Annotated in this window: 15 protein-coding genes; all 15 read right to left on the bottom strand. The window is 52.4% G+C overall.

The genetic code is table 11. The features are described 5' to 3' along the window. Positions 1 to 3: 3 nt before the first annotated feature. The 15 genes from whiG to K7J14_RS08860 all read right to left on the bottom strand — a co-directional run bounded on the left by whiG (position 4) and on the right by K7J14_RS08860 (position 14115). Complete coding sequence (gene whiG, locus K7J14_RS08790) at positions 4 to 792, bottom strand: RNA polymerase sigma factor WhiG (protein ID WP_230755375.1); 789 nt, start codon at positions 790 to 792, stop codon at positions 4 to 6. Between the two features lie 48 nt (positions 793 to 840). Beyond that, on the bottom strand, positions 841 to 1572 hold the full coding sequence (locus K7J14_RS08795) for a hypothetical protein (protein WP_230755377.1): 732 nt from the start codon (positions 1570 to 1572) through the stop codon (positions 841 to 843). Between the two features lie 78 nt (positions 1573 to 1650). Further along, a complete protein-coding gene (locus tag K7J14_RS08800) occupies positions 1651 to 2556 on the bottom strand; it encodes a MinD/ParA family protein (RefSeq protein WP_230755379.1) in 906 nt (301 codons plus the stop codon). After that, positions 2556 to 3884 (bottom strand): flagellar biosynthesis protein FlhF, encoded by a 1329-nt coding sequence (gene flhF / locus K7J14_RS08805; protein ID WP_230755381.1) that lies wholly within the window; start codon positions 3882 to 3884, stop codon positions 2556 to 2558. Before flhF ends, K7J14_RS08800 begins: the two co-directional genes overlap by 1 nt. A 19-nt stretch (positions 3885 to 3903) precedes the next feature. Continuing rightward, complete coding sequence (flhA, locus tag K7J14_RS08810; RefSeq protein WP_230755384.1) at positions 3904 to 5982, bottom strand: flagellar biosynthesis protein FlhA; 2079 nt, start codon at positions 5980 to 5982, stop codon at positions 3904 to 3906. An 11-nt stretch (positions 5983 to 5993) separates the two neighbouring features. Continuing rightward, positions 5994 to 7196: a flagellar biosynthesis protein FlhB gene (gene flhB, locus K7J14_RS08815; RefSeq protein WP_408033983.1), complete on the bottom strand. Its 1203-nt coding sequence runs from the start codon at positions 7194 to 7196 to the stop codon at positions 5994 to 5996. After that, positions 7193 to 7987, bottom strand: coding sequence for a flagellar biosynthetic protein FliR (gene fliR, locus K7J14_RS08820; RefSeq protein ID WP_230755386.1), 795 nt, complete (start codon positions 7985 to 7987; stop codon positions 7193 to 7195). The genes flhB and fliR overlap by 4 nt, the downstream gene beginning before the upstream one ends. A gap of 6 nt (positions 7988 to 7993) precedes the next feature. Further along, a complete protein-coding gene (gene fliQ, locus K7J14_RS08825; protein WP_230755388.1) occupies positions 7994 to 8263 on the bottom strand; it encodes a flagellar biosynthesis protein FliQ in 270 nt (89 codons plus the stop codon). Positions 8264 to 8284: 21 nt separating this feature from the next. Next, a complete protein-coding gene (fliP, locus tag K7J14_RS08830) occupies positions 8285 to 9112 on the bottom strand; it encodes a flagellar type III secretion system pore protein FliP (RefSeq protein WP_230755390.1) in 828 nt (275 codons plus the stop codon). Next, positions 9109 to 9774, bottom strand: coding sequence for a flagellar biosynthetic protein FliO (gene fliO, locus K7J14_RS08835; protein WP_230755392.1), 666 nt, complete (start codon positions 9772 to 9774; stop codon positions 9109 to 9111). The genes fliP and fliO overlap by 4 nt, the downstream gene beginning before the upstream one ends. Before the next feature lie 24 nt (positions 9775 to 9798). Further along, complete coding sequence (gene fliN / locus K7J14_RS08840; protein WP_230755394.1) at positions 9799 to 11004, bottom strand: flagellar motor switch protein FliN; 1206 nt, start codon at positions 11002 to 11004, stop codon at positions 9799 to 9801. Beyond that, the gene (fliM, locus tag K7J14_RS08845) at positions 10997 to 12031 is read right to left on the bottom strand and encodes a flagellar motor switch protein FliM (RefSeq protein WP_230755397.1); all 1035 of its coding nucleotides are present in this window, start codon (positions 12029 to 12031) and stop codon (positions 10997 to 10999) included. The genes fliN and fliM overlap by 8 nt, the downstream gene beginning before the upstream one ends. 6 nt (positions 12032 to 12037) lie before the next feature. Beyond that, positions 12038 to 12574: a flagellar basal body-associated FliL family protein gene (locus K7J14_RS08850; RefSeq protein ID WP_230755399.1), complete on the bottom strand. Its 537-nt coding sequence runs from the start codon at positions 12572 to 12574 to the stop codon at positions 12038 to 12040. 33 nt (positions 12575 to 12607) lie between these two features. Beyond that, a complete protein-coding gene (motB, locus tag K7J14_RS08855; protein WP_230755401.1) occupies positions 12608 to 13324 on the bottom strand; it encodes a flagellar motor protein MotB in 717 nt (238 codons plus the stop codon). 11 nt (positions 13325 to 13335) lie between these two features. Further along, positions 13336 to 14115, bottom strand: coding sequence for a motility protein A (locus K7J14_RS08860; RefSeq protein ID WP_230755403.1), 780 nt, complete (start codon positions 14113 to 14115; stop codon positions 13336 to 13338). Positions 14116 to 14119: the final 4 nt, after the last annotated feature.

The raw sequence follows: 14119 nt of genomic DNA on the forward strand, positions 1-14119 counted from the left end.
GGCCTATAGAATGCCTTTCCTGATGTTCGTCAATTTAGCCCGCAACCGCAAGTTAGCCTTTGTATGCAGCTGAGAAACCCGGGATTCGGTAACGTTTAAAACCTGACCGATTTCTTTCAATGTCAAATCCTCGTAATAATAGAGGACCAACACCATTTTTTCTTTTTCCGGCAGTTCATTGATAGCTTCGACGATGACCCGTTTAATCTCTTCTTTTTCGACGATGACGTCAGGATTCATCGAAGAAGGAGATTCGATGCTGTCTCCGATCGATATCCGTTCAGAATCGTCTCCCGAGTACCAGACATCGTTGAGCGACATGATGGAGGTGCCGGAAATCTTGAAAAGGGTTTGATGGAATTCGTCTTCCGAAACTCCGAGAGAGCCGGCCACTTCGCTGTCGCTCGCGGTCCGTCCCAGCCTGGATTCAAGACGGGAGACGGCATCCTCGATTTCGCGCGTTTTTTGGCGGACTGAGCGCGGAACCCAATCCATTGAACGAAGTTCGTCGAAAATGGATCCCCTGATTCGGGTTACCGCGTATGTTTTAAACTTAACGTTTTTATCCGGATCGAATTTATCGATTGCGTCCAATAATCCGAACACTCCGAAGCCGACCAGATCGTCGAATTCGACATTGTTCGGCATGCCGACAGCTACCTTACCCGCAACGTATTTAACCAGAGGAGCATATTGCTTGATAAAAAATTCTCGAATCGCGGGGTCCTTTTTCTTTTTATAGTCTTCCCACAATTCTTCTTCAGTTTTTTGCTCTAAAAGCGCATTCCCCATGTACTACACCCTTTTGTTATGTCTAAATCCCGGCCAAAATTCGGCGGTTCAAGGTTCCCGAGCCAATATAGTCCTAATCGCCTTTGCCATAGTTACCGCTTCTCCCGGAGACGAACCGGAATCGTCGCCCGAGAAAAGCGAAGATGTTCCTCCCGGGGATGAATCGCCAAGCCCGGAAGAAATCTCGTCTTTCTGCTCCTGTTCGACTCCCTGAGCCGGAATAAAATCATCCAGATCAGGCAATTCATCCAAACCGTCTGTTCGATGCGCCGAATGCTTTGCGGCTTGCTGCGCTGCCGGGGAAGCAGGATATCCGGGAATAAAAGCCGGTTTTTCCTGCACCGAAGCTGAACCGCCTGATTTTTGATTCGCGAGAGAATCTCCGGGCAAACCCTCTATTCCAGGCGATGATTCGGCTGATCCCAGTATACCACTTTCTGGAGAATTTTTCTGACCGGACAGAAAATCGGGCAATGGCGCATCCGAAGGAAAACCGCCGGAAGCGGAAGAAGAATCGGATAGAGGATCGTCGATCGTTATGTTTACGGACGATCCGGGAGAATCCTCATCCGCCCCTGAATCTGAAAAAGGCGAGGTAAGCTCCGGAAGAAACTTCTGAACCAGAAAAAGAATTCCGAAGGCTATCGCCCCCCAGAGAACAGACATTCCCGACGCGCGAAAAAAAACGAGGGGAAAGGGAACTCCGCTTACAAAACCGGTGAGAAGGGAAAGAAGGAAACCTGCAACTGCAGCGAATACAGGTGCTTTCGAATTGAACATGCCTCCCCCTCCCCATATAGACTATGCGAAAAAGAGGGTCTGGTCAAGGTTTTTTTAATATGAGGGAGGGCTCGCCCGTCAGCTCCAGTCGCGCCCGAGAAGCTTGCGCATGAATCGTCCGAATCCTTCGGTTTCCTGAAAATCGGTTTTCTCGATTCGCGACACAATGTGTCGGAGACAGACCGAAGCCTTGCCTTTCGGGTCGTTTATTATAAACGGTTTTTGACGCAGTACCGATTGACTCACCAACAAATCGTCGTATATGAATCCCAGATACTCGATTTTCAGATTGAGAAATTGAGCGGCGATTTGAATCATCCGATCGGCCACCCGTTTGCCTTCAGAAGCGGTTTGAACGCGGTTTACGATCATTTTAAGATTAATATTCAAATTGTCGACTTCGGTAGCGATGATTTTAATCATCCCGTACGCGTCGGTAATTGCCGTCGGTTCGGGAGTGGTGACTACGACTACTTCATCCGCTGCCGCTACGAAGCCAAGCACGTTTTTCGAGATGCCCGCGCTGGTGTCTATGATGATGATGTCGGCGTCCGAGAGCGAATACAGTTCTTCGATGAAGGAGTTGCGCTCTTCTTCGGTCATGTTCGCAATTTTAGAGAAGCCGGAGGCTCCGGCAACCAGTTTGATCCCGTATTCCGTGTCGAGAATAATCTCCGACATTTTCTTCTGTTTGCGCATGACATGGTAGAGATTATACTGGGGGATCAGGTTCATCATGACGTTAACGTTCGCCATTCCGAGATCGGCGTCGATGAGAATAACCTTCTTGCCCATCTGGCCGTAGGTGATCGCCATATTGGTGGCGACGTTGGTCTTGCCGACGCCTCCCTTCCCGCTGGTGACGGTGATGATTCTGGTTTTCCGGGCGTTCCGCGGAGCCGGATCCGAGACCGCTTCTTGAGTCTCCTCGAAACGGTTTTTGTCCTTCATGAGCAATCGCAGTGTTTCAGCCTGATCTTCCATTACTGTCTCCATTCAAATCTATTTTCCGGCAAGGGAAAGAGCTCCTCGATTTTGCTCCGGTTAATCCGGAATCCGTCGAGGTTGGTGAGGAACCGGACGACCGATGCCTGTTCGAAATCCTGCGGAACGCGCTGGCCGGTCGTAACATACGCCACAGGTTTTCCGCGCTCCTGCACTACGCTCAATATATTGCCTACATGAGCGGTTTCATCGAACTTGGTGATGATAAGGGAGGTGACTCCGAAGGTTTCATACTGCTGCATGATCTCCCTCATATCGCTCGCCTTGGTTGTCGCGCTCATCGTCAGATGCATTTCGGAAATCGTTCCCGCGGCCTCCAGAATATGCCGCATTTCGGCGATCTTACCGTAATCCTTCGGGCTTTTTCCGATCGTATCTATAAGAATAACATCGGCATCTTGATGAAGAACCATGAGGTCTTGCAGATCGCGGGCAGATTCCGCGAAAGAGACGGGAATATTCATGAGATTACCGTAAATTTCAATCTGCTGTTTGGCTCCGATGCGGTAATTATCGATAGTAATAACCCGGACATTGAGAGGCCGCGCGCTTTTTACCGGAGCGAGGGAATACGCCGCCGCGAGTTTAGCGACAGTGGTGGTTTTTCCGACTCCGGTGGGGCCGACAAGAACGATGATCCGCGGCTTGTCGTGATGAGCGAGATCGGCTATCGGAACCGACTCGCCTATCCAGGATACGACTGCATCCTGGACAGAATCGAAGGAATCGAGTTCTTCAAGGGAAAACTGTTTTTTAAGGCGGCCGATCATTGTTCTGATGAATGATGCGGAGAAATCGTTCTGTTCAAGAAGTTTTTCGATCCGGGATATGGATTCGTGTTCTTCTGAACGGGATGCGCCTTCTTCTTCCTTATCGAGGCGGGATTCGAGCTTGCGGACAACCTTCAGGATGGTTTCCAGACTGTCCGGCTCTGTTCGCCCGCTGGAAGAGGAAGAGGAACTTTTCATTGTAGTAGAGGCGGATTCGGCGGTTCTTGCGGCGAGAGCGGCCATATGAGGCGCAACCCGGGTAGCCAGTTCCGGCGATGTTTGAGCCGCCTGCCGGATGATTTTCTTACGCTCTTCATCGAAATCTACCGGCCGGGCGCCGTAACCGGACGACATAAGGCGCGACGGGTCGCGGGTAAGCATGAAGCTCAGTTCGACGCCTTCTTTTTCAAAAAAACCGAGGAAGCCGCCCATACGGATTTTTTTTTGTCGGAGAATATGTATATTTGGACCGTATTTTTCCTTGATTCGCGAGAGGCACTCGTCGTAGTCCGGCCCCTGTTCAGTCAATATATCCATTCACCCCACCCTGTATCATCTATTCTTCCAATTTAATCTCGCCGAGAGACTCTACTTTTATTTCATTCGCTATTTCAGGCACGGACAGTACCACTAGATCGGGGATTTCGCGCTCGGTCGAGCTCTTGATCAGAATTCTCGCTTCCTCGGGGCAGAGGATGATGGGCAGATACCCCGCCTGTTGGACGGCTGCGACAGAACGTGACAGAGAGCGGATCCAGCCTCTTTGAATCACCGGCTCAAGAGCGGCTATCGGACCGTTTACGGTATCAATGCGCGCATCCACTATCTTTTGCGTCAGGGACGGCTCCACCGTAAGAACATGGAGGGTATGGCTGTCGTCGGCATACTGAAGGCAGATCTGGCGTGAAAGAGATTGCCTGACCTTTTCTGCAAGTACGGTAGTATCCTTCGTTATAGGACGGTAATCAGCAAGGGTTTCGAGAATGACGACCATGTTTCTGATCGATACCTGTTCGCGTAAGAGATACTGCAAAACCTTTTGAATCTCTCCGAGCGAACAGATTTTCATGACTTCGTCGACGACGGCTGAATAATCCTTGCGGATCGCATCGACGATGGACTGGACTTCCTGTCTGCCGAGTATTTCGGAAGCATGGCGCTTTATAATCTCGGTTAAATGCGTAGCGATTATGGAGGGAGGATCCACAACGGTGTAGCCCGCGCGCTCGGCCCGCTCCCTGTTTTCCTCCGCGATCCAGATCGCGGGAAGGCCGAAGGTCGGGTCTACCGTTTTTTCGCCCGGGAGCTCTTCGGTAACTCCGCCGGGATTGATTCCGAGATACCAGCCCATGCGTATCCGGCCGTGAGCGACTTCCACGCCCTTGATTTTAAAGCAGTACTCGCTCGGTTCCAGGCGCATGTTGTCGATGATGCGGATTCTGGGAACGACGAGGCCGAGATCGAGAGCGGATTCCCGCCTGATGCGGGTGACGCGCTCCAGGAGTTCGGCGCCCTTATCCTTGTCGACCAGGGGAATAAGGCCGTAGCCCAATTCGAGGGAAAGAGGGTCGAGGGGAACTACGGGGCTTATATCGGCCGGCGCTTCTCCCGTTTTTTCCTTTTCCTTTTTTTCAGCCGTATCGAGCTTCGCCTTGAAACTGGCCGATTCGGCCTGGCCGAGCTTCCAGCCGAAATACACGAAGGCTCCCGCCAAAGGTATGAGCACATACCAGGGGAAGCCGGGAAGCAGCGCGAGAACGGCGAGAGTCGCCGCGGCGATATAATATACACGGGCATCTCGGGAAAACTGTTTTTTAACGTCTGTGCCGAACGAATCGTCGGAAACGGAGCGCGTTACGATGAGGCCGGTCGCAACCGACACGAACAGGGCAGGAAGCTGGGAGAGAAGGCCGTCGCCGATGGTCAGCGAAGCATAGGTTCCGATGGCCTTGCCGAACGGTTCTCCGCGGAAAATCATGCCGAAGATCAAACCGGCGATGATGTTCATCACCGTAATGAAGATGCCGATCTTTACGTTTCCGGACACGAACTTGCTCGCTCCGTCCATTGCTCCGTAGAAGTCCGCTTCTCGCTGAACGTCTTTTTTTCTGCTTCGGGCTTCGTCTTCTGTGATGGCGCCGGAGTTGTACTCCGCTTCGATTGCCATGTTCTTGGTTGGCATGGCGTCCAGCGTAAAACGGGCGGCGACTTCGGCGACGCGGGTAGCTCCCTTGGTGATGACGAAGGCCTGCACGGCGATTATGATGATGAAAATGACGAAGCCGATGACGATGCCTTCGGTTCCGCTGGATCCTATGACGAAGGTGCTGAAGGCCCGAACCATCCGTCCGTTGAATTTCATGCCCTGGGAAAGAATCAGGCGCGTGGAGGAAACGTTCAAACCCAGGCCGAATACGGTCGAGACGAGAAGCAGGGTCGGAAACACGGAAAAATCGGTTGCCTTCCTGGTATACAGGACGATCAGAAGGATGACCAGATTGAGGACCAGATTCAAAGCCATCAACAGATCGAGAAGAACGGTAGGAAGCGGAATGATGAGCATCAGCACGATGAGCACCGCGCTGACAGCTACTATGAGATCGCTTCTATTTCCCAAGACTCCGTTTTCAGCCATCTATACAACCGTTAAAGTTCCCTGACGATTTGAGATTTTTTACTGTTCAGGGCGTAGACCTTGGCGAGAATTACCGCTAAAGCCTGATAATATTCATCTGGAATCATATCACCGATTTCGACTTCCGCATAGAGAGCGCGGGCCAGAGGACGGTTCTCCACGATGGGGACTTCATGTTCACGGGCGATTTCCCTGATGCGCAGGGCGAGCTGGTCGGCGCCCTTTGCGGTGAGCATGGGAGCGCGCATGGTGGAACGGTCCCATTGCATGGCGACTGCGTAGTGGGTCGGGTTGGTTATGATCACGTCGGCTTTCGGAACGTTGACAGCCATGTTCTGGCTTAACAGTTCGCGCATGCGCTGGCGCAGCCGGCTTTTCACCAGCGGGTCTCCCTCCATCTGCTTGTATTCTTCCTTTATTTCCTGCTTCGTCATTTTCAGCGATTCCATGAACTGGCGGCGCTGGAAGATGTAGTCCGGAATAGAGATGGCGAGAAAGAGAAACCCGGCTGTAAGCAGCAGCCGCGAAGCCATATCGGCGATAAATACGATGGACGACCAGAAACCTGCTTCCAGCATCGTCACGAGCTTGGGGATTTCGCCGCGGATGCTCGACCAGGCTACCAGAACGATGATGGCGACCTTGATCAGGGATTTCGCGAGATTGAACAAGCCCTCCGCGGAAAACAGGGCCTTCGAAAAAAAACGGGCGAAATTGGGCGAGATCTTGGAAAGCTTCGGAGTGATGCTTTTCACGCTGAAAATAAAACCGCCGTTCTGCAAAACGTTGGAGGCGACTCCGGAAACAAGGGCCGTCAGAGTCACCGGCAGGACGAGGCGGATGAAGTAATGAAAAAAAGCTCCGACGAGGGCGGGATCGTTCAACTCGGTAGAGGCGCTTCGCGAAAAATAAAAGCGGATCAATTCGACGAAGGTGTTGAGCATCCACGGCGCGAACAGGATCAGCGATATGGCCGGCAGAAGGAGAACGAGGGCACCGTTGAGTTCCTGGCTTTTTGCGACCCGGCCCTCCTCCCTCGCTTTTCTGATCTTGTAATCGGTAGGATCTTCGGTTCTTCCCTCGTCCTCGGCTGCGAACCATTGAAGGTCCATCAGCTCGAGAACAGCGGATATTTCAATGCGCTCCTCGGACAGGAGGGAGCCGGAAGAAGCGGGGACGAAAAGGCGAGGATGAACAGGGGTTGAGGCCGTCATAAAGGAAGTCCTGCGCGCGCAAGCAAGTCTTCCAGTGACAGGAAGCCCTGGCCCATTATTTGAACAAAGAGATTTATCATCAACGGAAGAGAGACCATCAAAAGGAAAAAGGTGACCAGAATCGTTATGGGGAATCCTTCCGAAAGAAGGTTCATCTGGGGCGCCGCTTTGGAGAGGAGGCCCATCGAGACGTGTATCAAAAAAAGCGTTCCGACGATCGGAAGAGCTATTATCATGGCGTTTGAAAACAAAGAGGTTAAACCGCTCAGGAAAAAAGTCAAAAAGACGCCCTGGTTGTCCATCAGGGAAAAGCAATTGAGAGTTTGAAAACTCCGCAGAATGCCTCCCAGAAAGAGGGTCTGAAATCCGTCTATTTGAAGAAATACAAGCATGGCGATGAGATTAAGATATTGTCCGAGCAAGGGATTTTCGATCTGGGCAAGCGCGTCGTATACTTCAGAAGCTCCGAAACCCATCTGATAGGAAAAGAATTGGCCGGCCGAACTGAATGTGGCGAACAGAACGCTCACGAAAAAACCGGTAATGATGCCCAGAAGCCCCTCCCCAACGACGAGAAGGGCGAAATGCAGGGAGAAGGGTTCCACGTCCCATCCGGCGGGATAGGCTTGGGGAAGAACCAATACGGCGACGGAACCTGCCAGCGCGACTTTTGCGATTCTGGGCACCGACTGTATTGACAGCATGGGAGTTGAAAGCATCATGCCGAAAATTCGAGCCGCAACCAAAAAAAACAAAGGAGCTCGAACCAGCAGACTCTCGAAAGGACTCATACGAATTTACCGCACCATTTGAGGTATGAGGGCGAACAGTCCGAAAGTATAGTCTCTCAGAGAAGCGAACATCCACCCGGCTAAAAGCGCCAGAACGCCGAGAATGGTCATGATCTTTGGCACAAAGGTGAGCGTTTGTTCCTGAATAGACGTGGTCGCCTGAAAAATAGCGACGATCAGGCCGACGACCAGGGCAGACATGAGAATAGGCGCGGATAGAACGAGAATTTCAAAAATGCCGCCACGCATAATGGCTACGACTGTACCTAAGGTCATACGACGGAACCTCCCGGTTTATTACAGAAAGGAATTGAACAATTGCTGCGTCAACAGGCCCCAGCCGTCGACCAGAATAAACAGAATGAGCTTGAAGGGCATTGAAATCTGTACAGGAGGAAGCATGATCATGCCCATCGACATGAGGATGCTCGCAACGACCATATCAACGATGATGAACGGTATATACAGCAGAATGCCGATCTTAAAAGCTACGGTGAGCTCATGCAGGATAAAAGCGGGAATAAGCACGCGCGTCGGCACGTCCGCAAGCGTTTGCGGCTTGTCGAGCTTCGCCATCGACATAAAAAGAGCGATGTTCGACGTATCGGCGGACATCTGCCGGTACATGAACATGCGTATAGGCCCCTCGGCTTGCGTGTACGCCTCTTCGATTCCGATCTGTCCGTCCGCGAGTGGTTTAAAAGAACTGTCGTATATCTGGGTGAAGGTAGGCCACATGATGAACAGGCTTAAAAAGAGGGCGATTCCGTTGAGCACCTGGGTCGGCGGAACCTGTTGAAGTGACAGAGCTCTTTTAATGAAATCGAGAACGATGGAAATTCTGAGAAAGCTGGTCGTAAGTATGAGAAGGCTCGGTGCGATCGATAAAATCGTCAAAAGAAGCAGCAATTGTATGGAAAAAGCTACTTCCTGATTCGATTGAGGCTGGCGTATGTCAAGATTAATGAAAGGAATATTCGCCGCAGGCCGGGAACCGTTTATCGAGGTTCTTCCCTGGGCGGCTCCCGAGGGAAAGGAATCGGCGGTCTGAGCTTCCAGGGGAATCGCCGTCAGAGCGAAAAGCAGGAGACAGACTACGCCGAAGGAAGCCGGGCGTCCTTTCATTGCTGGTCTCCTTCGCCCGAATTCCGGAGCCGTTCCCGCTGTCGCCTGAGAAAATCCGCAGTATCGGCTGCCGAGTCGGAAAGGTAGTCGTCTTTCGCGGGCCGCTCGGTTTGGGTATTCTTTTTTTCGCCGGTAAACTGGGACAAAGGAAGAAATTTTGCGATCAAAGACGAAAACCCCGCGGCGGCCGCGGCCCCTCCGGTCCGTGAGGATTCCAGCAGCATGGAATCGATAAGCTCGCGGTCGGTTATTTCCGTCAAAAGAGTGCAGGAATGATCGGCGAGGCCAATTAAAAAAGCCCTATCTCCGACCGACACGACGCGGACCGACTGCGTAGCTGATAAAGGAAGAGACGCCAGAACCTTGAGGTAGGGATCGTCTGCTGCGTTGAAGCGTGTCGATTTCTTTAAAAGATTCATTATGCCCCAGAGTCCGGCGCATACGAGCAGCAGAACGAGCACTACCCGTACAAGGGCGCCCGCTCCGTTATTCGAAGACTGATACGCGGCCGGCGAATCGGTCGCTTCCTGTTCAAGAACTATCGAAGATTCGGACTGAACGGCATCTTGCCCGCCCTGAGCGGCTTGGGCGTGCGCACCGAGCGTAAAATAAAACAAGAGAGCGCCGCAAGCGAGAGCTCTCTTAGAGAAAATAGCATTCATGAAGTCCCCCCACCCGTATGCGAGTTACATTTCCGAAACCCGCTCTATCGGCGACAAAATCTCCGTAACGCGGACGCCGAAGTTTTCATCGATAACGACGACTTCGCCTTTTGCGATCGGTTTATGATTGACTAAAATGTCGACGGGCTCTCCGGCGAGCTTGTCAAGTTCGATAATCGTTCCTTCGCCCATGCCGAGAATTTCCTTGATGACCTTCCGGGTGCGGCCGAGTTCTACGGTCATCTCCATGTACACGTCCATGATGAGACCGATATTCCCCTGCTCCGTGCCCATAGGACTCATTTGCAACGAAGGATATTGGACAGCCTGTACATTGGGATTCATTCCCATAACCTGGCCCATGCCCTGCATCTGGCCCATGCCCATGTTCGGCATCTGACCCATGCCCATGCCTTGCATCTGACCCATGCCCATGCCTTGCATCTGGCCCATGCCCATGTTCGGCATCTGACCCATGCCCATGTTCGGCATCTGGCCCATGCCCATATTCGGCATCTGACCCATGCCCTGGCCCATTCCGTTCATACCCATTTGATCCTGGCCGAAACCAGCGCCGTCGCCCTGCGAGGCGCCGAAGGCGTTTGAAATATCGATAGCGGTCTGCAAGGGCATGATTTCCCAAAATGAGAAGGCCGTGCCGTCGAGGTTGACCGGATATGTAACAACTGCGAAATCCTGTTGCGGAAAACGAACCATGGCTTTCGGCACGTTCAGGGATTCTGCCGGCGCATTCGATACGCCTTTCAAGCCGTTTTTATCAAGGGCGGTGAGCTGAATTCCGACGAACTGAGAAATCGTCTCGCTGATAACCGACAGGGACATCTCGTCGAGCTCGGCGTTCGGCTCATTATTGACAAGGCTGACGATTTTCTGTGCGAACTCCTGGGGCAGAATAAAGACATGATCGCCCTGCAGGCCCGATGAATAATCGATCATGCTCGCTACGACCATTTCAGGAATCTTCCGGAGGAACCCGTCGCGTTTCAATACTTCAATAGTGGTCTGGCCGCAGGAAGCATCCTTTCCGGTCATAGAAGCAAGATTCGAGGACAGGCCGGGAATATTATCTCCTACATAGCTTTGAAGGGCTGTTTTCTGGCTTTCATTCAGCTGAGCCGAAGGAGCGGAGGAGGAAGCACCCATTCCGCCCATATCGACGCCGGCTAACAGGGCATCAATCTCGTCCTGGGATATGGATCCGTCACTCATAGGTATCATCTCCTTCTACAGATAGTTCTTCGAAATCTTCCTGATCAATATCGGCCAGTTTCTTCAGCACCTGAACAGCAACCTTTTTTCCGATAACGCCGGCCTGACAGAGAAATTTTTTCTTGCTTCCGACGCTCAGGGTGAACGGATCGCCGACCCGCACGTTAGAAAGACGCACGATGTCTCCGACCCGAAGGTTGAGCACGTCGCGAACAGGCAGGTTGATCGTGCCGATCTCGGCCACGACGTCCATATCGACTGAAGACAGTTTTTCTTTTAGAACGCCCATGTACTGGGTGGTCGAGCTTCTGCGTACCGAAGAAAACCAGAACTGGCTCGAGAGCTTCGAGATGATCGGTTCGATGGTTATGTAAGGAATGCAAAAGTTCATCATGCCCTCTTCTTCGCCAACCTTGGTTTCAAGGGTGACGAGGACGACCATTTCCGAAGGCGGAACGATCTGGGCGAACTGGGGATTGGTTTCAATCTGCCCGAGCCGGGGACGGAGGTCGATTACCTGGGTCCACGCTTCGCGCATATTGGCAAGGATGCGCACGATGATGCCTTCCATTACCGATTGTTCGATGTCCGTCAGATCCCGCTGGACCTTGGTGCCCTTTCCCGTGCCGCCGAACAGGCGATCGATGATGGAAAAGGTAACCGAAGGATCGATCTCGAGGATGGCGTTACCCTTGAGCGGATCCATATTGATGACGGCTAGAGTCGTAGGGGTCGGGATCGAACGGATAAATTCTTCGTACGTCAGCTGGTCTACCGAGGCGACGTGGACATGGGCCATGCTCCGCAGCTGGGCGGAGAGGGCTGTAGTCGTCAGACGGGCGAAGGTTTCATGCATGATGGATACGGTTCGAATCTGTTCTTTCGAAAATTTGTCCGGACGCTTGAAGTCGTAAATCTTGATTTTGCGCGTGTCGTTAACCGGACGGAAATCCTCCGTTTCGGTATCGCCCGCGCTGATCGCGGTGAGGAGCTGGTCTATCTCGTCCTGCGAAAGAACTTCTGTCATCTTTCTTTATTGCTCCACAATCTCGTATTTGGTGAACCGTACATCCTTTATTTTCGATTTAGAAAGGATGTTGTCGTTAATGTAATTTCTGATCTCGATCTTGATTTTTTCTTCGTTCTTCAGTTCCGCAGCTGTTTTTCTCTGGATGAACGAACGGAGAAAGTCCTTGATTTCTACAAGACGGGAAGAAAGCTCTGCGGGAGTGACCTTATCGTCGAAAGTATAGCCGAACGCGACGTCCATGACTACGGAAGCGGGGATGGAATCGGTCGTGCGCGTTTGAATGGTGCCCACAGCCTGATACCACTGGAGCACTTCGCGCAAGCCGGTATATTCTTCAGAAACGGGAATTGAAGTTTGATTCTTGCCCGAGCCGCCCATGATGTTAACGGTGACTACGACGACCGTTATGATGAAAATAAGGGCGCCCAATACGATCGCCACCCATTTCAGGAGCTGGGGCAGCATTCCTCCGCCCGATTTTTTTCCTTCGCCTGCTCCGGCGTCTCCGCCTTCCAGATTGATGTCGTCCTGATCACTCATAGTGCATTTCCTTTTTTGCTATCTATATTACCATCAAAAATGACCCGCGTCCAGAATAATTATATCTACGCGGCGATTGTACGCCCTGCCTTCGGGGGTGTCGTTCGAATAGTACGGCCGCGTATCCGCGTATCCCGCGACCGAGAAGCGGGCTTCTTCGGCTCCGAAATCGGTCAGATAATGAAGCACGTTCACCGCTCGAGCGGTCGAAAGCTCCCAATTGCTGGGCCAGAGAGCGGGATCCGTATCTCCGGAATCGGTGTGTCCTTCGATCCTGAAGCGCTGCCCCGCGATTGCCGGGTCCGACAGGAGCTGGCTGATCCGCAACAGGGTATCGCGGGTTTCTTCAATGTTTAATTCTGCGCTCGCAACTTTGAAAAACGAATCGGCCGCGAGTGTTATGACCAGGCCCCGCTCGTCGCTGGTCACCGAAATCTTGTTCGTCTTTATATCCGGGGCGAAAAGGCTGACAGCCCGCTTCACCGCGAGTCCGAGAGATTTGCCTTTTTCCATGGAAGGAAGCGTGTTTATCGTGTTTCCGAGATCGGAAAGCCGGCCAGCGGCAAGGGACTGCCCGCCTCCGGTCAAATCGTTGCTGACGGAAGCGGTCATCGTGGCGAGCTGGGTGATATCTACTTCGGAAGGGTCGTACAACATGACGAAAAAGGCCATCATGAGGGTAACCATATCGGCGTAGGTATTAAGCCAACCGGAACCCGCCGCCTGCGCCTCCCGCTTCTTTTTTGCCATTACCGTCTCCCTTAATCTTTCATAACATCTGATTCGATCGCTTTGCGGTCTTTCGGCGTCAGATAGGTGAGCATCTTCTGCGCGAGGATGCGGGGATTGTCTCCGGCCTGGATTGAGAGAACGCCCTCAATGACCATCTCTCTCGACTTCACTTCCATAGAATTCTGATAGCCGAGCTTTCCGGAAATCGGTACGAAGAGCCAGTTCTGCATCATCGAACCGTAGAGGGTAGTAACGAGAGAGACGGCCATGTTCGGACCGAGAGAACTCTTGTCCTCGAGGTTCGAAAGCATACCGATAAGGCCGATAACAGTTCCAAGCATTCCGAAACCAGGAGCGAGGGTCGCCCATGCGTTGACGAGTGTAATCCAGACCATGTGTCGGCCTTCCATCTGGTTAAGCTCGTTCTCCATGAGCGTGCGGATGACCTCGCCGTCCGTTCCGTCGACAACCAGGCGGAGGCCGGCGCGCATGAACTCGTCGTCGAGATCCTGGATTTCCTCTTCCAGAGCGAGAATGCCTTCGCGGCGCGCTTTCTCGGAGAAGGACACGAGTTTTTGAACCAGGGCTTTTTCGCCGAAATCGAAGGTTTTGAAGACCCGGCCCATAACGTTGAAAATGCCGAGAACATACGACAGAGGATAGGTTGTGAAGAGGCAGAGGAATGATCCTCCGCCCGTGATGAACAGAGAAGGGATATCGATGAGGCCGCCGAGAGAACCTCCGGAAAACGCGCCGAACGCAACAACGCCGAGTCCGCCGAATATACCGATAAATGACGCTATATCCATTGAT

The sequence above is a fragment of the Teretinema zuelzerae genome, from assembly GCF_021021555.1.
Classification (GTDB): Bacteria; Spirochaetota; Spirochaetia; order Treponematales; family Treponemataceae; genus Teretinema; species Teretinema zuelzerae.